The sequence below is a fragment of the Victivallis vadensis genome (genome assembly GCF_003096415.1).
GTDB lineage: Bacteria > Verrucomicrobiota > Lentisphaeria > Victivallales > Victivallaceae > Victivallis > Victivallis vadensis.
Genome location: NZ_QEKH01000018.1, coordinates 100,908 through 120,001, shown reverse-complemented (window position 1 = coordinate 120,001; position 19,094 = coordinate 100,908). Strand labels below are relative to the sequence as shown.

Annotated in this window: 18 protein-coding genes and 1 pseudogene; 15 read left to right on the top strand and 4 right to left on the bottom strand. The window is 57.6% G+C overall.

Going from position 1 to position 19,094, the window contains the following annotated elements:
• From C8D82_RS22325 to C8D82_RS11940, 9 genes and pseudogenes are all read left to right on the top strand, one after another.
• Window positions 1-144, top strand: a pseudogene (locus C8D82_RS22325) (IS982 family transposase); the annotation flags it as partial.
• 86 nt (window positions 145-230) lie between these two features.
• On the top strand, window positions 231-1,259 hold the full coding sequence (locus C8D82_RS11970; protein WP_116884525.1) for a hypothetical protein: 1,029 nt from the start codon (window positions 231-233) through the stop codon (window positions 1,257-1,259).
• Between the two features lie 193 nt (window positions 1,260-1,452).
• Complete coding sequence (locus tag C8D82_RS11965) at window positions 1,453-2,916, top strand: hypothetical protein (RefSeq protein ID WP_116884524.1); 1,464 nt, start codon at window positions 1,453-1,455, stop codon at window positions 2,914-2,916.
• 10 nt (window positions 2,917-2,926) lie between these two features.
• A complete protein-coding gene (locus C8D82_RS11960) occupies window positions 2,927-3,277 on the top strand; it encodes a hypothetical protein (protein WP_116884523.1) in 351 nt (116 codons plus the stop codon).
• A 380-nt stretch (window positions 3,278-3,657) separates the two neighbouring features.
• Window positions 3,658-4,002 (top strand): hypothetical protein, encoded by a 345-nt coding sequence (locus C8D82_RS20705; RefSeq protein WP_133245177.1) that lies wholly within the window; start codon window positions 3,658-3,660, stop codon window positions 4,000-4,002.
• Window positions 4,003-4,167: 165 nt separating this feature from the next.
• Window positions 4,168-4,638, top strand: coding sequence for a hypothetical protein (locus C8D82_RS11955; RefSeq protein WP_133245176.1), 471 nt, complete (start codon window positions 4,168-4,170; stop codon window positions 4,636-4,638).
• 71 nt (window positions 4,639-4,709) lie between these two features.
• Window positions 4,710-5,126 (top strand): hypothetical protein, encoded by a 417-nt coding sequence (locus tag C8D82_RS11950; protein ID WP_116884521.1) that lies wholly within the window; start codon window positions 4,710-4,712, stop codon window positions 5,124-5,126.
• Between the two features lie 20 nt (window positions 5,127-5,146).
• Entirely contained in the window at window positions 5,147-5,659 is a 513-nt protein-coding gene (locus C8D82_RS11945) for a hypothetical protein (protein ID WP_116884520.1), read from the top strand.
• A 16-nt stretch (window positions 5,660-5,675) separates the two neighbouring features.
• On the top strand, window positions 5,676-6,143 hold the full coding sequence (locus tag C8D82_RS11940; RefSeq protein WP_116884519.1) for a hypothetical protein: 468 nt from the start codon (window positions 5,676-5,678) through the stop codon (window positions 6,141-6,143).
• A 23-nt stretch (window positions 6,144-6,166) separates the two neighbouring features.
• On the opposite strand, the gene C8D82_RS11935 is transcribed toward C8D82_RS11940, so the two are convergent.
• Window positions 6,167-8,743, bottom strand: coding sequence for a hypothetical protein (locus C8D82_RS11935; protein WP_116884518.1), 2,577 nt, complete (start codon window positions 8,741-8,743; stop codon window positions 6,167-6,169).
• A 221-nt stretch (window positions 8,744-8,964) separates the two neighbouring features.
• On the opposite strand from C8D82_RS11935, the gene C8D82_RS11930 reads away from it, so the two are divergent.
• The 6 genes from C8D82_RS11930 to C8D82_RS11905 all read left to right on the top strand — a co-directional run bounded on the left by C8D82_RS11930 (window position 8,965) and on the right by C8D82_RS11905 (window position 17,387).
• On the top strand, window positions 8,965-9,969 hold the full coding sequence (locus tag C8D82_RS11930) for a GntR family transcriptional regulator (protein ID WP_116884517.1): 1,005 nt from the start codon (window positions 8,965-8,967) through the stop codon (window positions 9,967-9,969).
• Window positions 9,970-10,007: 38 nt separating this feature from the next.
• Complete coding sequence (locus tag C8D82_RS11925; RefSeq protein ID WP_133245175.1) at window positions 10,008-10,679, top strand: type II secretion system protein; 672 nt, start codon at window positions 10,008-10,010, stop codon at window positions 10,677-10,679.
• Between the two features lie 13 nt (window positions 10,680-10,692).
• Window positions 10,693-12,720 carry a GH39 family glycosyl hydrolase gene (locus C8D82_RS11920; RefSeq protein ID WP_165833041.1) on the top strand — a complete coding sequence of 676 codons (2,028 nt, stop codon included), beginning with the start codon at window positions 10,693-10,695 and terminating at the stop codon, window positions 12,718-12,720.
• Between the two features lie 8 nt (window positions 12,721-12,728).
• Window positions 12,729-13,841 carry a Gfo/Idh/MocA family protein gene (locus C8D82_RS11915; protein ID WP_116884514.1) on the top strand — a complete coding sequence of 371 codons (1,113 nt, stop codon included), beginning with the start codon at window positions 12,729-12,731 and terminating at the stop codon, window positions 13,839-13,841.
• Between the two features lie 2,189 nt (window positions 13,842-16,030).
• The gene (locus C8D82_RS11910; RefSeq protein WP_116884513.1) at window positions 16,031-17,014 is read left to right on the top strand and encodes a Gfo/Idh/MocA family protein; all 984 of its coding nucleotides are present in this window, start codon (window positions 16,031-16,033) and stop codon (window positions 17,012-17,014) included.
• Window positions 17,015-17,213: 199 nt separating this feature from the next.
• A complete protein-coding gene (locus C8D82_RS11905) occupies window positions 17,214-17,387 on the top strand; it encodes a 4Fe-4S binding protein (protein WP_116884512.1) in 174 nt (57 codons plus the stop codon).
• 87 nt (window positions 17,388-17,474) lie between these two features.
• Here the strand turns inward: C8D82_RS11905 and C8D82_RS11900 are convergent, their stop codons facing one another.
• The 3 genes from C8D82_RS11900 to C8D82_RS11895 form a co-directional block, all read right to left on the bottom strand.
• Window positions 17,475-18,188, bottom strand: a complete 714-nt coding sequence (locus C8D82_RS11900) for a metal-dependent transcriptional regulator (protein ID WP_165833040.1) — start codon at window positions 18,186-18,188, stop codon at window positions 17,475-17,477.
• On the bottom strand, window positions 18,182-18,313 hold the full coding sequence (locus tag C8D82_RS22150) for a hypothetical protein (protein ID WP_261798346.1): 132 nt from the start codon (window positions 18,311-18,313) through the stop codon (window positions 18,182-18,184). Before C8D82_RS22150 ends, C8D82_RS11900 begins: the two co-directional genes overlap by 7 nt.
• Before the next feature lie 107 nt (window positions 18,314-18,420).
• Entirely contained in the window at window positions 18,421-19,092 is a 672-nt protein-coding gene (locus tag C8D82_RS11895) for a hypothetical protein (protein ID WP_133245174.1), read from the bottom strand.
• Window positions 19,093-19,094 lie beyond the last annotated feature (2 nt).

Genomic DNA, 19,094 nt, shown 5'->3' with positions numbered 1-19,094 from the left:
TTCAATGCCGAAAAAATCAGAGCCCGAGATTTATGGCATTTGACTGTTCGGATTAGCAGGAAATTGTTGGCACATTCCATCAATTGCTGTATCAATCAGAAATATGGGAATCCGCTTCTACAATTTGAACGGATTTTTTGTTAAAAAACTTGCACACGGCGTTTATTACTAATATAGTGGCTTTCCGCTATCCTCCCTTTCTCACTTCTCAAGACAAGGAAACTGTCATCATGTTCTGGACTCAATGCGATAAAATCGTGACTTCCGGCGGCCCGGTCAAATGCGACTTCTGCCCCTGCCCGAAATACATCTACGTCACCCGCTGCGACAAGACCGAAAACGATTTCGACGATTGCGACTGCAATCCCGAAACCGCATGGGAACGCGCCCGCCTCGTGACCTACTTCGCCTCCGAAAACGGCTGCATCAACGTGGACGGAGCCTGGCGCCGCCTCAACCACACCTACTACCCCGCCGACGGCTCCGAGTTCTCCGCCAACGGCAGCGTCTACAAAGCCATCGAAACCGGTGAAAACGGCCCCAAAACCTACGACACCCGACAAAAAGCCCAGACCGAATGGGACGCCCACCCCAAATCCCACTGGGGAGAAAAAGTAATCGCCGCCTGCACCTGCTGCTGCCTGCTGGATGCCGAATACACAGCGGAGTTCAATCTCCAAACCTATTCTTACAGCCAAATGTGGACACAGGCTTCGGAACCGGTTGTCATCAGTACAGCGGAAAGCACAAACTATCTCAACTCACAGGGAGCCGGTGCCGAAGTCGAATTCAACACAAGGGCTAAAACTGCCAGAATCGCACAATATCATGAACGTTCCGAATATAAATGCACATGGGGTAATGCAACCAGTCCCGCCGACGACTGGCAGTGTGAAATTGATCAGACCGAAGGCAATGTCACGCTTCAGCTGGCACTCTCGGAGAATTGCGACAAACTCCTTCTGACCGGACTGAATATCCGTACCGAATCCGTATACGAAAACAGATGCGGCATAGCGTCACATGATTCCGACTGGCTTGACAAGGTTCTGGATGATGGCGGTTCTTACCCGGAAATCCCTTTCACCGGATATGCGGAAGGAACCTTTCAGCTCAACTTCTCCAAAACCACCCATCAGGATCTGGATACTTACACCAGTTCCCTGAACGGGCAGATCACCTTGAGGCGCAAAAGCAAGTCGCTGCCGCCGGCAGCCTACCGCGCCGTCTATGAACAGCTCTCCCCCTGCCTGAAATAAGCCCCAATGGAACTGTCGCCCGGATTGAGCATGTACCGATCCGGGCGACAGTCCGTTTCGCCCCGCCCGACCGCGTTTTTGCACCGGAATTGCGTCCGCCTTTCCATTTTTCTTCCCGTTTTCGATTGCATGTTGACAATTTCCGTACAAGTGAGTATTCCCCTCTCAATCTAACATTTATGGAGAAAAAAACATGTTCTGGACCAAATGCGACAAAATCATGCTCAACAGCTCCGGCAGCCTGGAAAGATGCGACGACTGTCCTTGCGGCTATTGGGGCATCTTCGTGATTGAAGTGTATTCAAAAAGCTATAAGAAAGGAGAACAGGATTCCCGGTTGACCCGGGATAACTACTGTTATAAAAACCTGACCACCACAGTTTTCCAAGTCACGGACAATACAGTCGATCTCGCTTCTTATATCGATTACAGAGGCGAAAAACTCTGCGTGAAGCTGTCGAGGACCGCCGACCCGGCAACCGGAATCGTGGCAAGCGTGGACAAAGATATCAAAGACCCCGCCTCATCCGACTGTGATGAATGGAATGACGACTACACCGTGTGCCTCAAACCGGCGGAATGGCGAATCCATTACGAAATCAAAGTCTACCGGATCGGCGATGCGTATGACGATTACACCAAATTCGCCCGCTACTTCTATTCCGGCTGCGGCGTCTCCCCGGACGCTTCCGGCCAGTACCCCGCCATTCTTGAGCTGAATTACGGCCGGTGGACAATGACCGGCAGCGCCCAAAACTGCATCTACAATTACTGGCAGCAGGAGGCCGACAGACGGTACAAGCCTTCCTGCATCATCAACTATGATATTTACACATGGAGCTTCAATCTCTGGTATCCCTCCGTCGAATGTGTCGAAGAAGAATATTGCTATAATTACTGCAATGGAGATTGCAAAGCATATGATGACGAGATGAATTGCACCGACTGCGACGGCGAACTGGTACGGAGTTGCGAAACATATTGCGATCATCCCATTCATGACTCGATTCTGGTCAACTTCACCAATGAAGAACAGGAATATTATTATACGATCGGAGGACGTGCCTATTTTGAAGACAACGTCTGGAAATACGAGTCGCCTGACTGTTGCGAGTTCTGGTCCGGTACAAGGTCCGCCGTCGGTCAGGTCAATTCTTATGAAGAACGCCGTACCAGACCGGAACATTACAATCTGGATGACTCCGCCTCCGTGGCAGCCAATATTCCCGGCAGCTGGGGCAATATGTGCTGGAGCGGCGAACATGAGGCATACCACGGCAACCATCCGACCTACAGCCAGTTCTGGAAAAAATTCCAGTTCGCCAAGCTGAAGTTTGAACGCGGAGAAAACACCCCGCCCGGCGCCAGCGGCGTACAGGTCATGATCACCGCTTATTCACATAAAACCGACGACGAGGATGCAATCGAAAAAAATGTCGATACCTATATGTACGAAAATGAAACGGTTACATTCAAATTCGGAGAAGAGAAAGAGCTGCCGCGCTGCGACAATATGAGAACATATTACATCAAAAACGAACAGGACTGTTCCGAAGACTGCGAGGAAGGCGGAAGACCCGACCTTTACCCCCAGGGCTGGCACAGCACAACCGAAAAATTCTACGTAAGCCTTGCCGTTATCAGATATGTTTACTGAGGTATAAAAAATGATCAATCTGAACTCCATGCTCATCAACGTCATTCAGGTCGGCAACCATGTGATCGCCGGCACGCGGCGGCCGGCCGACTTCCATGCACTGCTGCATGAATGTTCCACGGTTTCCCGGAATATCGACCCGGAAGTTCACAATGTTCTGTCGAATGTGGAAAGGGATATCAGACGGAAGCGGTTGACGGTTTCTCCTCATACGCTTGAAATCCTGTCGTATTTGCTCGACAAAATCAATCCCGCCGTTCAGACACTCCCGGACACTCCTCCGGAATCAACTTTCCACGCTCCGGTTTCCTATTTCAACGTTTTTCACAACCTGAGCGACGATCTGAAAACCGACTCGTAAGCCGCTTGCGGAGTCAACGGTCATAATTGTAACAGAAAGACTTTTCTCCATTTTCTCAACCGGCGGCGGATTTCCGCCGCCTTCCTTCTTCCCTGCCCGGCTCTCCGGGCAAAGGCTTTGCCGGTAGATCCCGAGATCCGATTGTCGTCTTGCAATGCTCCGAACTCAAGCGTTTTCATAAGGAAACAATGGGAAAATAATTTCTATAGAGCTTGAAAAACAACAATAAATATGGTATGCTGTATCAAAGAAATAAAATTTCACGCAGGACGAATCCGGTAACAAGACCGAACGCCTGATTCGCCCCGTCCTTTCCCGGAGGGACTACTGCATGTCAAGCCAACGCTTTCACAGGCCGATTCTGCCGGAATATGTGGGTTATGAGTAACACAATAGATTGGTCGCTCCAAAAGAAATTATTGTTTGCGGCAATAATATTTTCGTCTCTTCTGTCATTATATTTTTATGGATATTCATTACTCAGAAAAAACGATATCTTTACGCTCGCTTATGAATACAAATTAAACGGAACGCCGTGGGGACCGCCCGTGGTATTACGAAGAATGGAAATTGTATGCACTCTGGACAACCAATTGCAAAACGCTTCGCTGATGAAGTTCTGGATTATCCCCAAATACCTGGAGGAACGCTATTGGCTGGAGAAAATAAAAGCAGGGAATGGTCTGCCTTTCTTTGCGAATGAGAACGGTGCCATCGAATTCTAAAATATTCCTGGACTCCGATTTGAAACAGTTCTCCAGAATCGCCGGCGAGGGAACACTCTCTTTCAAAGATAACAACATGGAGCGAATCCATAGAATCTGGAATATGGGAAAATGATATCCAAATGAAATACATTAAAACCATATTTTCATTATTCGGGGGCGCCAGTGAATAAAGCAGTCAAGATACTGTTGCTGTTCCTTTTGTTTACGGTAACGGCAATCATTACCGTCCGTCTCACCGGAACTCAGGATACCATGGAAGGCTGGAATAACGACCCAGAGGAGCTTCTGCGGATTCTTCCCCTGCCGTTTCCGGTGCTCTCCTGCAAATGGACAAAAGGTGTTGTATCTCAGAGGCGCAATGATTTTCCTCCGGGCCCGTCGGCCTCTGCGCAATACATTTGCGGCGCCGCCGACATTGCCCCTGAAACCGTTCAGGAAATCCATGAAAAATATCACTGGACGCCTTGTTCCACTGCCGATGGTATAACGATAAAAAAAGTTCCGGGATATGATATTTCTCCCAACTATATGATCTCGGAGGAATTGACGGAAGAGCCAGCAAATCTCAAATCTGGCGGCAGAGCCATGATCCTGCTATCCGGCAACCGTATCTATTTTTATGTCACCGAATAATTTTATATCTGGCCTCCGAATATCCAGTCGTAAGAAAAATGAAAATAACCTATAATTTCAGGAGAAACAACATGGTTGACGGCAAAAAAGTGAATATTATCCTGATCGTTCTGCTTTCCTGTATCGCCGCATTGTTTATCTATACAATTTCCCAATGCCTCTGGATGATATCCCCATCCCGGATCTATCAATCCATATCGCTGAAAATCGGGAGTTCGGAATCTGAGCTATATCTTTCCTTGCTTCCCGGATTCTACTCCATCGTCTGTGACAGCAAACCACGATATGACGTTTCCCAGAGCGATACCGGGCAGAACAGTGACGTTGTGACCCGAATATACGATGATGAAAAATTATTGTTGGAAACATCAAAACAGACCGCGTCATTTCAGGTAAACAAGGAAATGAGTCATATAAAAATCATTTTCATTCCACAGAAAACAATGCCGGGACATGATGTTTTCGTGACCATTCGCCCCACTTTCTGACAGAAAAGGAAACAGGAAAGATGAGCCAAATGATCAGCCGCTTTTTACTGCTCACGGCAATCGGCATTCTTTTTCTCTGCGGATGCGCCTTCCCCTCAGAGAATGTTTCCATGGTGGACCGGCTGCGGGATGTGCAAGTACAATCTGCGATCGGCCTGATTGATATTGTCAAAGAGGAACTTGGCGATGCCTCCTGCCGGAATGAAATTGAGTTTCAGATTTCACTTTTCCATCTGGAAAATTCTCATCCGACGGAGCGTGAGAAAATCACAGCCCGTCTGCGTCGGCTCTACCCGGCTTATTCCTTTCTCGATCGGGAGGCGGCAGACGGCTGCTTCGCAGATTCCCGATCCGGGCGGCGGATCGTCATCATCACCATAGCCGAAACGGCCGTAGAGGGAGACGGCCTTATCTCTTGCGGCGGAACCATCACATACGGTTCACTAGGCAGCTCCGGCTTCACCTTTTTCTTCAGGGAGAACAGCGGCAGGTTCCTTCTTGAGAAAATCCAGATCGCCAATGCCATAGGCTGAAATACGAGGTTTTCTTATGCGTATCCCGCCCCTGCCGTTGATCTTACTGCACCTTTTCGGCGCCGGCTGCGCCGCCACTTCTCCGCCGGAAAAGTTTCTTGGAGAATATCTTGCGGCCTGCAAACTGAATCTTCTGAAGAAATCTGTTTCCATTGCCGCAGCTTCCGGGGACCACGGGCTGACTTTCAGAATCGCGGTTCCGGAATATAACACGCAAGTTGCCACGGACATTCTTGAAAAATTGCGGGCCGAATATCCGGCATATACATTTCTTCCGGCCGATTTTTTTGAACCAGCTCCCGGATCTCCGCCCGGCATCCTCATTCGGCTGCATCCTCAACTCGCCATAGATGGCCCGGAAACCATTGCCTTTTTCGTCAGTATCTCCGTAGACTCCGCAAACGTGACCATGTACCGGATGCAGGTAAACGCTCAGGAAGAGGTTTCCGGCCTCTCCGTCTGGAGCCGTTACCAGCTTCAATAAACAATCGGCCGCCGCAATCCAGCTCACCCCAGCCCGCGGCGGCAGGGACGGGGGCCGCAGGGACCGAACTTTTCCTGCGTCAGGCCCTCCGGCAGGAACGGAGCGGCAGGATAGCGGATCATCATGCGTCCGGGGGCGATATCGACTCCAAACGCATGACCGGTCAATTCGCAGGCCTCGCCGAATGTGCCGTAAATCCCATCCTCCCGCAGGCGGAATCCGGCTGTGTGTTCCGGCGTCAGCTCGCACAGCGCCGTAAACCTGAACTCCCGCTGTCCGGTGCACTCCGCCACACGCGAAAACTGCCGGATCGCACCTTGCGCCCACGGATAGAACCGCCCGCCCAGCACCGCGTCATAGCCTGCCGTCCGGTATTCGCCCGAACGAAACTCACCGTCCCCGCGTAAGGTCAGGAAGGTACGGATTCCCTGTTGTTCCAATACCGCTTCCGGACTGTCTTTCACTGTTTTTCCGGGTGCGTTGAACTGGCATTCGATGCTGCCGACTGAACCCTCACCCGTTCGCCGCACCCGGTCGGCGACCAGCAAGAATCCGTCCCGCTTCAACAGCACCGCCCGACTCCACACCCAGCCGCCGATATTACCCAATACCGTTTCGAGCAGGAAACAATCCCCGAATCGCCTGCGGGCAATCACGGCCGCGAAAGGAGGCGGAATCAGCACATTGCCCTCCTGATCCCGGAAGATCAGAGTGTTGTGACAGTTCGGACCGGTTTCGTGCCGGTCGTAGGCCTCCGCCATATTCTCCACGCCGCTCGGCTTGCCGTAGCCGTTGTCCACCAGCCCCCACCGCCTGTGATGTGTGTAGGCGAGGATCGAATTCATATCGAAATGGGCGTGCGCGTCGCAGGAATAAGGCTCGAACAGCAGATACTGCGCCTCACGGTCCCAGCCGGAACGCCATGCGATCTTATCCGCGAGCCATTCCGGCGGCATTCCCGGCTCGTTGCGAAGCCGGACGTGGCCGGCCAGCGGCAGAACCTCCCAATCCCCCGCCCCATCCGCTTCCGCTTCCTCCGGCTCGTCCGGCGCGAACAAATTGCCCCAGCCCGGCTGAGGCAGCAACAGAAAAGGCTCCCGCCCCATCCCGTCGAAGCACCGCTTGAGCAAAGTTCCCGGCAGCGGATCCGCCGGATTCAGCGCAGCGGCGGCCCGCAGCAGGTCGAACACCGCAACCGTCGCCACCACCGGCTCCCCGTCGCCGTAAGGAACCGACATTCCCAGCGGATCGGTCGCGGCCCGGATCCCGGCGACCACTTCGCGCATACCGGCACGCCGCGCCGCCCGTTCCGGCGAAGTCAGCGAATCGTACACAAATTTCTGCGACGGGACGATCCACTGATAGGAGCTGGAATTCTCCGTCTGCCGTCCGAAACGCTCCACCATGCCGGAAAAAACCAGCGCGGCATGTTCGTGCCACGCCGTAAACTCCGGCGAACTGACGAAGGTTTCAAAGTAACGCGCCGCCCATTCCAGCGACAGCGCCGGAAAGGTTTCGTGGTTGAAGCGCAGCAGCTCCGGCTGAACCGGCCAGTAGATCCGGTGATACTTGTCGATCAAACGGCAGGAGGCAAGCAGAAACGATGCGATCAGCAGCCGGTCGGACTCCGAAAACAGTTCATCCGCCTCCACGTCGCTCCAGCAGTTGATCAGGTTGCCGAGGTAGAAATCATAGTCGCTCGGATAGCTCGCCCCGTCCGGCGTCGCCAGAAAGTATTCCACCAACCCGAACAGCGTATCGCGGAACACCCGCAGAAAGCGGCGGTCGCCGGTATATCGGTACGCCCAGTGCATCCGGATCATGTTCGGAATGGTCGGATGGCCGTTGTCCCGGTTCACCGCCTTGCCGCCCGAATCAAACGAGCGGATAATCTCCCGCGACATGCCGTCGAATGTCGCGGCAGCTTCGCCCAGCCGGGAAACGTGCAGCGCGATCGAACGCAGCAACTCCGGCGCCGTTCCAAGCCGTTCCCGGCAGGCCGTCCCCGGTGCGGTATGGTCGGCCCGCGTCAGAAACCAGCCCCCTTCCCGACGTATCAGGCAATTGCGCCAGTGCGACAGAAGTTCCGGCAGGCTCTCCGCATCGGCGGCCAGCACCAGTTGATTGCCGCCTGTAACCGTCTGGATCATCCACCCTCCCCGTCCCGGTACGAGGCCGTTCGCAAAGGCCAGTTGCCGTGCCGCCAGTTCCCGGATCAGCCGGTTCGTATTGGAGTTTCCCAGCAACAGAAGCGGTTTTCGGCACTCCGGTTTCACCTCACGGTCCGTGCAGCAGGCGATACCGCCCGCAACCGTACCGCTCAGGGCCGCCGCCATCTGCCGGTGGAACGGATCATTTTCCGGCACGACCAGCAACGCTTCATCAAGTTTCACCTCCCGTACCAGCGGTCTGGGGGCGGGCAGATCCAGCGCCGGGAACGCGAACTCTCCCTGACATCGCAGTTTTTCATCCAGTGCGGCCGCGCCATGCTGTTCCAGCAGTTCCCGCTCCGCCGCCGTCAGGTCAACCACCGTATCGGCCCGCTCCGTCCAGATCGGCAGCGCTGCCGTCTGTTTGCGTAAATGCCAATGCCGTTCCATGCAGATTTCCGTTAATAACATCACCTTCGCCCCCAATGTCAAACAATTTGAAACACTATTGATTCCCGTTATTATTACGCAGGTTATTATACCTTTTCTCCCTGTAATATTCAAGGATTATTTAAAAAAATTAAACAATTTCACACAGCGCTCTTGACAAACACCGGATTCTTTGGTATAATATAGACAAACACATTGAAACAGTTCAGGAAGGCGATACGATGAAAACCACAAACGATCCCCGGAAAAACCTGATCCGCGCCATCGAGGCGCGAATCTCCGCCGGGCAGCTCGCCCCCGGAACCCGCCTGCCCTCGCTGCGGGAACTGGCCGGAGAGTTTTCCCTGACCGTTTCCGGCGTGCGCCGCAGCCTCGAAACATTGTGCGAGCGCGGCGTACTGGAATCCCGCCACGGTTCCGGCATCTATGTGCGGGCACACCGTGACAGCACGAAACCGGAGGCCGCCTGCCGGGTCACCGTATTCGTCAGCGGCGAAGACCGCAGCCGCGATTACTGCGCCCACGCGCTGGCAGGAGTCCGGAAAGCCGCCGAAAACGGAAACACCGCTGTGAATTTCGACATCGTTTCCTGCCATCTCCAGCAACTACGCAGCAGACAACTGGCCCTTCCGGAGCCGGACGCACTGATCCTGCTCGGCTGTTACGATCTCAATCTCCCGGAGCTGCCCGGCAACTGCCCCGCCGTCGGGCTGGAAATGCACGACAACTACGGCGGCCGCCTCTCCACCGTCGCGCTCGATCCGCTGGCGGCGGCCCGAACCGCGACCGATTACTTTCTCGCCGGAGGCTTCGACCGGGTCACGGTTTTCACCTCGGAACTGCCTTCCTATCAGTTCCGGGCGGATATCTTCTGCTCCACCTTCCGGCGCGCCGGCGGCGAATGCGGCCTGATCCCCTACCATCAGGCCGGCATGGAGTGCCTGAAGGATGCCGGTTCCGGCTATCTTTTCATCGGCGACTCCATCGCCCAGCTCTTCGCACAGGAGTACCGCGCCGCCACCGGGCGTTTCCTCGCCGCCGACCGCAAGATCCTCGGACTGGACGGCAAAAGACGGCTGTTCCCCAACTATGAACCTTTCCCCTCCGTGTCCCTCGACTGGCAGTATGCCGGGCGGATCGTATTGGAAGAGTGCGTGCGCCGAATCGTCCGGCCGGGATTGCCCGCACGTCGCATCTACCTGTGCGGAACGCTCGACGAAGCCTGATCATGTATATCATCCCCAAAAAACTCAAGGAGTCCGCCATGAATTCCAAGCTGCCGCCTTCTTCCCGAAAAAGTCATTTTACTCTGATTGAACTTCTGGTCGTTATTGCCATCATCGCGATTCTCGCCGGGATGCTGCTGCCTTCGCTGAACAAGGCGCGCGACCGGGCCAATCAGATCAAATGCGTCAGCAACCTCAAGGGACTGAACACGTTATTCGCAATGTACGGCGACACTTTCGGGTGCTGGCCCGCGATCATGAATGCCGACGGAGCCATCGACTGGCACATTCAGGTGCAGGAGTTCTCCTCGGTCAAAGGCGACCCGGCCCTGACCAGCAACATCTGGAACTGCCCGGCCAAGAAAGGACCGGATTACGTCGGCGACATCCCGGTGAACTCGCAGTGGTGCTTTGCGCTGACCGCCTTCACCGGCACCGGCGAGGCCTCGCTGAAAACACCGTTCGTCCCCAGCCGGGTCAAAAACGCCTCCCAGAAAATCTACCTTGCCGACGGCATCAGCGGTTATCTCGATTACTGGAACTTCATCCCCGGTCCGGGCCGTTACCAGTCGCTCGCCGCACGCCATTCACAGAAATCCAATGTCGCCTACGTCGACGGCCACACGGCAACCCATTCACCTCACGACTTCCCGCCGATCTCCGGCGACGACGCCTATCGCAATGCAATACACCCGTTCTTCTACAAATAAAGGTATCCGGATCATGTTTCATAAATTACTCCCCTGCACTGTAATCGGAGCTGCCATCTCATTGGGCGCGGCCACGGTTGTCACGGTTGACCCGTCCCGGTCGGAGGGGGCGGTCAACCCCTATATTTTCGGACACAACATCGAAGGCGGCAACGGCAAAGGCTATCAGGGCAGGACCGACACTCCCGCCGGCAATTACGCTTCCGGTGCATGGCGCCCCGAACTCAACGCTCCCAACTCCGAATTGGTCGGAATCCTGCGGGAAGCCGGAGCGAAACTGATCCGCTATCCCGGCGGCTGCCTGTCCCACAACTTCGACTGGGAAACCGCCGTCGGACCACAGGAAAAACGGCCTCACCAGAAATTCGGCATCCCGGAACTGGTGCGCTTCTGCCGCGAGATCGGTGCGGAGCCGCTGATCACGCTCGGCGACCTGACCACCCCGGAATCCGCCGCTGAACTGGCCGAATACCTGAACTCCCCCGCCGATGACGCCCATCCGTGGGCGAAACAGCGTGCAGCCGACGGTTTTCCGCAGCCCTGCAACGTCAAATTCATTGAAATCGCCAACGAGAGCGATCACGGCAACCATCAGGGGGAACCGCGCCTCGTGCGCACGCCGCAGCAGTATGCCGACTGGGTCGATCGGGTGATCCGGGCCATCCGCAAGGTCGATCCGACGATCCGGCTCGGCGGCCACTTCAGCACCGGAACCGGCTGGCAGGATCCGTGGAATACCGCGTTGCTGCGCAAAAACGGCCGTCAGCTCGACTTCATCGCACTGCATCCCTACGCGACCGTAGTGGAACAGGCCGCCCGCGCCAATGCCTACCCGGAACTGATTCTGGAATCCGCGCTCGCGGCGCCCGACCAAACCGGTGCGCTGGTCCGCGAGTACCACGCCAACACCCGCCGCCTGACCGGGCGCGACATCCCGATCGCGCTGACCGAATACAACATGCTCTGGATCGACACCCGCTCGCCGCAGGGGATGCTCAGCTATGGCCCGGCCCTCTACTGCGCCGACCTGATCCGCGTGATGCTGCAAAAGGAGAACAACATCGCCTTCGCCAACCAATGGCAGTTCGTCAACGGCTACTTCGGTTTCGTACACGGCGGCCGCTGGAAAGAGGGGCGCCCGCTCAACCCGTGGCACAAGCTGCCCGGCTACTGGCTTTACCGGCTGTGGGGATCCCACTTCGGCACCGAACAGGTCGGCGTTGCCGTGACCGGCGAACCGAAGGTCGAATTCGGCGGCATCTCCCGTACCCGGCAAGCCGGAGACGCGCCCGCTGTACCGGTGGAATTCCGGCCCGATGCCGCCGACAAAGAAAACTATCGGATAATTCCGACCGGTCCCGACTCTTTCACGTTGAAGTTGAAAGATTTCAGCGGCGAAGCGTATCACAACTTCCCGCCCTTTGCCATCCGTCCCGGCGTCTCCTACCGGGCCGACTACGAATTCCGCGTGAAATCCGGTGACGACTCCGGCGCGGCGGTCGGGCTCGGCTTCACCGATGCGCGCGGTTGGAGCAAGACCATGTCCGCCAGCGGAATGGAGTCCGAATTGTGGGAAAGGGAGTGGATCCGGCGCAGCGTCAGCCTCGCCGTGTTGCCCGATGCCGAACAACTGAGTCTGGTGGTGCGGATGATCCGGGGAGTGAAACCAGTCAACGCCGAAATCGAATTCCGCAACATTCGGCTCACGCAGGGCCCGCAGTTCCCGGCCTACTCCGCCGTGACCTCAGCCGCATCACTGTCGCCGGACCGCCGGACGCTCTATGTGATTATCTTCAACAAACTTCAAAAGGAGTCCGCTCCGATCACCGTGAAAGTGGCGGACGGCTCCGCCCGTTCCGCCCGGCTCTGGCAGGTCACCGGCCCCTCGCTCGCCGCCAACAACTGGAAGACGCAGGAGGTTGCGGAAACCGTTTCCGGGGCCGAGATTCCGGCGGTTTCGCCGCAGGGCTTCGGACTGACGCTGCCCCCGCTGTCGATGACTGCCGTTGAGATCACCCGCGAACTCCCTGCCGGAAAGTGAGCGCTGACATGAAAATCAGAACCGCCCTGGCCGGCCTTGGCCGGATCGCCTGGGAATTCCATTTGCCGGAACTGGCGCGCCATCCCGCTTTCTCGCTGGAAGCGGTCGCAGATCCGCTGCCGGAGCGGGTCGCCGACACCCGCGAACGATTCCGGGTGCCGCGCGGCTACCGTTCCTTCGCGGAACTTCTCAGCGCGGAAACGCCGGCACTGGTGGTGATCGCCTCGCCCACCTGCTGCCACAAGGAGCAGATTCTGCAGGCGTTTGATGCCGGATGCGATGTTTTCTGCGACAAGCCGCTGGCACTGTCGGCGGCGGAAGTGCGCGAAATCGCCGCGGCCGCCCGGAATCGGAACCGCAAAATCATGACCTATCAACCCCACCGCCTGATGCCGGAAACACTGGTACTGCGCCGGATTCTGGAAGAAAACCGGCTCGGCCGGCTCTTTCTGGTCCGCCGGGTCTGGGCGCGCTACCAGCGGCGGGATGACTGGCAGGCGTTCCGCGCCAACGGCGGCGGGATGCTGAACAACTACGGCTCACATTTCATCGACCAGTATTTCAGCTTATTCGGAACCGCGCTGGCACGGCGGCACATGGAAACCCGCCGCATCGTTTCCGGCGGCGATGCCGAAGACATGGTCAAGGCCCAACTGATCCGGCCCGACGGCCTGATCTTCGACCTCGAAATCAACATGGCTTCGGCTTTCGACTCCTCGGCATGGGAGCTTCACGGAGAACGGGGCAGCGCCCGGCTGCACCCCGCCGAACGGCGTTGGGAGCTGCGCACTCTCGCCGCGCTTCCGCCGCTGCGGATCGACCGCGAACTAGCCGCCGCCGGTCGTCGCTATCCTTCCGAACGGCTCGACTGGCAGGCGAGCAGTATCAGTTTCGCCGACATGCCGCCCGGCCCCTTCTACGACCGGGTTGCCGGTTATCTGGCCGGAACCGAACCGCCACTGGTACCGCTCGGCGACACGCTGGCTTTGCTGGAACTGCTGGATTTCGCCCGCAGCACCTCCCCCGCCGCCGAGAGTGTGAAGGAAAGGTCGCATGAATCGCTTCCTGCCGCACTCCAATCGCGGCCACCGTCGTCGGTCAGGTCGGGACCGATGCTGTAAAGCCGCGCCCCCGGTTCCGCAACCGTCCGGTTGACTTTCACGAACCGCCCGCCCTCCCGGTGGATGTCGGAGCGGCTGATTTCAACTATTCCGGCCCGGTAACGAAGCGGCTCCCCGTCGAATGGATCCGACGGCACCTCCGGCAGAAACTCCGGCACCAGTTGCCGCAGCGAATCCGGGTAGCCGCCATACCGGCGGCGGTACAGTTCCAGCGCCGCCCCCGCATACCCCAGCCGGCAGACCAGCCGGTGGCGGGACACCGTGACGATGTCCCGACTTCCGGGAGCCTGCAGCAGCAACTGTTTCCAAGTACCGTCAAACTCCTTTGCATATTGCTCCACGGCTTCCCGGACTTCGGAGAAGTCCTTTCCGGCAAGCCGTATCGCCCGCTGTACCGGGCGGAATTTCCGCATCCGGATGAACGGTCTTTGAACAGCTCCGCCCCACTCCAATGCCTCCGAACCGGCGTACCGCCATGCCAGCTCCCGGGCGAACAATTCCGCGACCTCCTTTTCCTCCTCCCGGAAGTATGCGATTTCCTGCCGCAGATTCTCCGCATCCAGATCGCGCGCCTGCTCCTCCAGCCCCCGCATCCGGCTCAGATCAATCAGGTAGGAATAGTGCTGGACCTCTTCGTCATTTTCCCGCAGATAACCCCGGAACCGGTCGAAGCGTTCCCGCGTCCGGTTCCAATCGACGGCCTCACCGTTCCGTCGGGCGATCCTGTCTTTCTCCCGGAAGAAACCGGTGAGCCGCACAAGGGCGTATGCGACATCCTGCTTCGTCCGCCCCTCTCCGTTATTCTCCACCGGGAATCCCCATGCGGGAAACTCCCGCAGTTTCCGGTCCAGCCGCTCAAATACGGGGGTATACCGGAGGTAAGAGGCTTCGGCACGCTTTCGGAATTCCGGGTCGATGCTTCCCGTAAAACGCATCGCATAATCCCGGTTTTCGGCAACCCGTTCTTCGTGTTCATGTTCCGGCACGTCCGTCGCCTTCACCGCCGATGACGCATACGGTCCCGGCGGCAGCGGTGTGCTCAACTGCTGCCGCGTCAGGCGCAGTTGCGGATGCTCCCGCACGACCTCTCGCCAGCGGTACTCATTCGCCAGCCACGGCGGTCCGAAGCCGACCAGCAGCGCAGCCAGCCCGATCAGCAGCCCGATTCCGGCCTCCCGCCAGCTTCCGCCGAGCTGCTGTTTTCCCCAGCGCCGGGCTGTGCGCAAAGGTTCCGGCAGCCGTAGAAACACTCCCCGCGGCGGTTTCGGCAGCGGATTTTTCTGTTTCAACCGCCGCAATTTCCGAATCAGCAGCGGACACAACCCCAGCCAGCTCCCAGTCATGCTCAACACCAATCCGGCAAAGCATACTCCGGAAAGGATCTCCGCCGGAGCGATCCACAGCGACAGTGTGAACAGCGCCGCGAATACTCCAATGCAGACATTGCCCGCCGACAGCACGCGCCATTCCCATATCCTCAGTTGCGCTCTCAGTCCAACGATTCGTTCCCGAAAATACCGTGGCCCGTCCCACAGATTCCAGTAGGGAATCAGCAACATCATCATCCGCACCGGTTCCACGTTGGTCCGGCCGTAACAGAATAGGTTACACACCTGCATCATCCCGAGAAAGCCAAGCCAGGCGTACAGCACCGCCAGAATCGTCCCTTGCGGTTCGTAAAGGCGGAAACTTCCGCAGTCCACCAACGTGAGGCCGAACCTCCCCAATGCGATGAGCAGCAGGCTCGGGAAACAGACCAGCATGTACTTCAAGCAGTTGCAATATAAAGCGATCACTCCCGCCGCGCACTCCGCAAGCCCGGGAACTGCGCGCAATTCCCGGAATCCGCTGCCGGAGGCAACGGAGCGCACCGGCGTCGCCGCACTGATTTCACCGGCAATCAACCGGTCGAAAAGTTCCGTCGAATCGACCTCCCGGTCACCGTCTGCAAAACGGACCACCCAGTGTTCCGAAAGAGCCTCCGGTTGCCCGCCGCCCTGAAATTTCATTCACCTTCCTCCGCTGTTGCCGTTTTACTTGAGGAAGTATATTCCTCTTCGGCGTTTTTCACAAGGGGATGACGGAAAGATATCCGCTTTTTTTCGGAAAAAACGTCCGCCGTATTTGCGTTTCAGCAGGAATGGCGTTATACTCGTTCTCCATAAATCCATCAATGCGAGGAAACCGACATGGAAAAGATCAAGATCGGCCTGTACGGCGACAACGGCCATCAAATCTGGTTCGCTTTTCAACACCCCGGAGCGGAGATCGTCGCGGCGGCCGGAATCGCTCCCGAAAAGATTCCGGCGGAGCATCGTTCCGAACTCCGTTTCTGCGATTCGCTCGACGAGCTGCTCCAGACCGACGCCCAGTTGATTTCGCTGTGCTCGCCGCTGCGGTCGGAACAGGCACAGCACGCGCTGCGCTGTCTGGAGGCGGGCAGGCACGTCTACGCCGAAAAGCCCTGCGCTTTCCGCGAAGAAGAGTTGGACGAAATCATCCGCACCTCCCGGCGGGTCGGCCGGAGATTCCACGAAATGGCTTCGGTCGCGTTCCAGGCCCCCTACGCGGCGCTGCGCAAATGCGTGGCCGCCGGAACCATCGGCGAAGTCCTTCAGGTCGTCTCCCAGAAATCCTATCCGTGGCGGCTGGAACGCCCCGCGGACGAGCATGTGGACGGCGGCCTGATCCGGCAGGTCGGCATCTACAACCTGCGTTTCATCGAACACCTGACCGGCCTGCGCGTCACCGAGCTTTTCGCCCGCGAGACCAGGCTCGGCAACCAGGGGCCGCAAAGCGAATGCCGACGGGCGGTCTCCTTCAGCATGGCATTGAGCAACGGCGCGATCGCCAGCGGAGTTTCCAACTACGCGGGGCCGTGCGCGCCGCACTGGAACTCCTGGGGATATGAAAACGTGCGCATTTTCGGCGTCAACGGTTTCGTCGAATCGGTCAACGGCGGCGAAACCGTCCGGTACTACACGCCGGAGCAGGGAGTCGTGCCGCTCGATCCGAACGACGGCGCGATCGACTGGTTCGACACGGTCCTCGACGAAATCCGCACCGGCAAAGAGCTGATTCCGGTTCCGCTTGAAACCGAGCTTTCCCCGACCCGCTGGGTGATCCGGGCCGGAGAGCGTCCGCTGCGCAACCTGACGGGGCGGGAGCATTGAACCCGCCGCAGATTAGATAAGCCTAACGGCTGATGAATCACAAGATTTTGATTATCATCATGTTAGACCAGAATAATTTTCTGTTTTTCTTGCCGCCGCGATTTGACTTTTCCCATTCCCGCCGGTATGGTAAAAGCAGTGATCAGGGTTCCGAAAGCGGGACCGGAGAAATAAACCAATAACATCAGGAGGTGTAATTATGGCCGCAGAAGTGAATAAGGAAAAGTGTACCGGATGCGAAACCTGCGTCGGCGAATGCCCGGTCAGCGCGATCAGCATGGTTGACGGCAAGGCTTCCGTCAATGCCGGCGACTGCGTCGATTGCGGCGCCTGCACCGGCGCCTGCCCGGTCGAAGCCATTACGCTGGGGTAACATCCGTTACAGTACCGTTTACGGCCGCTCCCGAAACAGTCGGAAGCGGCCGTATTTTGTACAATCACCATCCAACCGCAACGGCATTCATGATCCGGCCGGATCGATCCAGATATTTTCCGCGTCGTCCAGCGACAGGTCGCATTCGCGGCCGTCGACCCGGCAGACGCAGCGGTTCACTTCCGGCAGCAGCCGTTCCACCGTGACCGTCGCTCCGACGGTAAGGCCCTGCGCTTCGAGCCGCTGCGGTTCGGCGATATTCGCGCCGAGCTTCAGCACCGTTGCATGTTTTCCAACTGGTAGCGCGGGTAGGACCGTGCCGACTTCCCGCTCGGCGTACCCCAGAAATTCAAAAGCCTCCTCCAGATAGTTCCGCAGCGCCCGGCAATCGTTGCGATGGCGGATCGCCCCGGAAATGATCTGCATCCGGCTCGCAGTGTTGCCGTCGACCACATGCTCGATCCGGCAGGCGGCCTCGCCGGAAATTCCCGCCGGAAGCCCGAGCAGCTCGTGAAAGAAATCCTCCAGCACCCGGTGTTTCCGCCGCACCCGTTCGGCCATCGCGATACCGGCGCCGGTCAGCATCACCGGCTGGTTCGGCCGGTAATCCACATAGCCGCCCCGGGAGAGCGTACCGAGCGCATAGGTCACCGACGGCATCTTCACCTTCATCCGCTCGGCGATGTCGCTGGTGTGCGCGTGGCCGTGTTCCTCGATCAGGGCCGCAATCGTCTCCAGATAATCCTCCAGACTGGCGGAGAGCTGGATCGCCTCCGCCTTTTTCGGACCCGTTTTCAGCATTCCTCCTCCTTTTCCGGCTCTTCTTCCCACGGCGGCCAGACAAAGGAGTCGAGCACCACCGGTTCCCCTTCCCAACGGCAGCAGCGGCACTTGTCGCATCCGCCGCAGCATCCACCCGGTTCCATACACATTATTAGATCATCCTAATATAAAATCCGTAAAAAAATCCACTCCGCAAAGTGGACTCGATTTACTATAATCCGAAAAGGGGATGCCTGCAAATTAGATCTTGCTAATTTACATTTTTTTCTTCCGTTTCCGCCCGCTTTCTGCGCAGCTCGGCCGCTTCGGCGGGCGTGATCTCCTCAAGCCGGACGTTGTCGAACCAATAGACTCCGGCGGGCCAGTAAGCATAGATGCGCACTTTCATCTTCACCGTCTGCGGCGTCGGCCTGAAAGTGATCGAACAGCTCCGCCAGCGGTCCGCCGCCCCTCCCGGCGGCGCCAGCCTCGTCTGGTAGCAGTCGGTCAGCGTCTTGCGCTTCGGATGAATCATAAAACCCTTGATCCACACGAACGGCGTGCCTGCCCCGCGGTAGTCGATCGAGAGCTTGTAGTCCTGCCCCGGCTTCACATCCAGCAGCATGCTGTCGAGCGCGGTTCCCTCGTTGGAACCGATGCTTTTGAGCGGCTCTTTCGGAATCACCGCCTTCGGCGCGGGAGCGTCGGGATTGCGTTTGCGCTCCTCCCGATAGGCGAGCACCTGCTTGCGGTCAGGGCGGGTGTCCAGTTCGAGGATGCGCCCCCGTTGGCCGTCGTTCCGCCAGAAGCTGGTCAGGTTGTCCGTCTTTTCCCAGTGGAGCGCCTCCTTGCCTCCTTCGTCGAAAGAGCCGTTCGGCAGCAGGTTTTCCCCCGCCTGAAGCGCGGCGGCCAGCAGCATCATAACCGATAGACCAATACGCATAC

Bases quoted from the DNA above. Each gene is read 5' to 3' on its own strand.
- C8D82_RS22150 (WP_261798346.1), bottom strand. From the start codon at position 18,313: ATGGAACCGGGTGGATGCTGCGGCGGATGCGACAAGTGCCGCTGCTGC.
- C8D82_RS11925 (WP_133245175.1), top strand. From the start codon at position 10,008: ATGAATTCCAAGCTGCCGCCTTCTTCCCGAAAAAGTCATTTTACTCTG.
- C8D82_RS11905 (WP_116884512.1), top strand. From the start codon at position 17,214: ATGGCCGCAGAAGTGAATAAGGAAAAGTGTACCGGATGCGAAACCTGC.
- C8D82_RS11935 (WP_116884518.1), bottom strand. From the start codon at position 8,743: ATGGAACGGCATTGGCATTTACGCAAACAGACGGCAGCGCTGCCGATC.
- C8D82_RS11930 (WP_116884517.1), top strand. From the start codon at position 8,965: ATGAAAACCACAAACGATCCCCGGAAAAACCTGATCCGCGCCATCGAG.
- C8D82_RS11910 (WP_116884513.1), top strand. From the start codon at position 16,031: ATGGAAAAGATCAAGATCGGCCTGTACGGCGACAACGGCCATCAAATC.
- C8D82_RS11965 (WP_116884524.1), top strand. From the start codon at position 1,453: ATGTTCTGGACCAAATGCGACAAAATCATGCTCAACAGCTCCGGCAGC.
- C8D82_RS11915 (WP_116884514.1), top strand. From the start codon at position 12,729: ATGAAAATCAGAACCGCCCTGGCCGGCCTTGGCCGGATCGCCTGGGAA.
- C8D82_RS11895 (WP_133245174.1), bottom strand. From the start codon at position 19,092: ATGCGTATTGGTCTATCGGTTATGATGCTGCTGGCCGCCGCGCTTCAG.
- C8D82_RS11950 (WP_116884521.1), top strand. From the start codon at position 4,710: ATGGTTGACGGCAAAAAAGTGAATATTATCCTGATCGTTCTGCTTTCC.
- C8D82_RS20705 (WP_133245177.1), top strand. From the start codon at position 3,658: ATGAGTAACACAATAGATTGGTCGCTCCAAAAGAAATTATTGTTTGCG.
- C8D82_RS11920 (WP_165833041.1), top strand. From the start codon at position 10,693: ATGTTTCATAAATTACTCCCCTGCACTGTAATCGGAGCTGCCATCTCA.
- C8D82_RS11945 (WP_116884520.1), top strand. From the start codon at position 5,147: ATGAGCCAAATGATCAGCCGCTTTTTACTGCTCACGGCAATCGGCATT.
- C8D82_RS11960 (WP_116884523.1), top strand. From the start codon at position 2,927: ATGATCAATCTGAACTCCATGCTCATCAACGTCATTCAGGTCGGCAAC.
- C8D82_RS11970 (WP_116884525.1), top strand. From the start codon at position 231: ATGTTCTGGACTCAATGCGATAAAATCGTGACTTCCGGCGGCCCGGTC.
- C8D82_RS11900 (WP_165833040.1), bottom strand. From the start codon at position 18,188: ATGCTGAAAACGGGTCCGAAAAAGGCGGAGGCGATCCAGCTCTCCGCC.
- C8D82_RS11940 (WP_116884519.1), top strand. From the start codon at position 5,676: ATGCGTATCCCGCCCCTGCCGTTGATCTTACTGCACCTTTTCGGCGCC.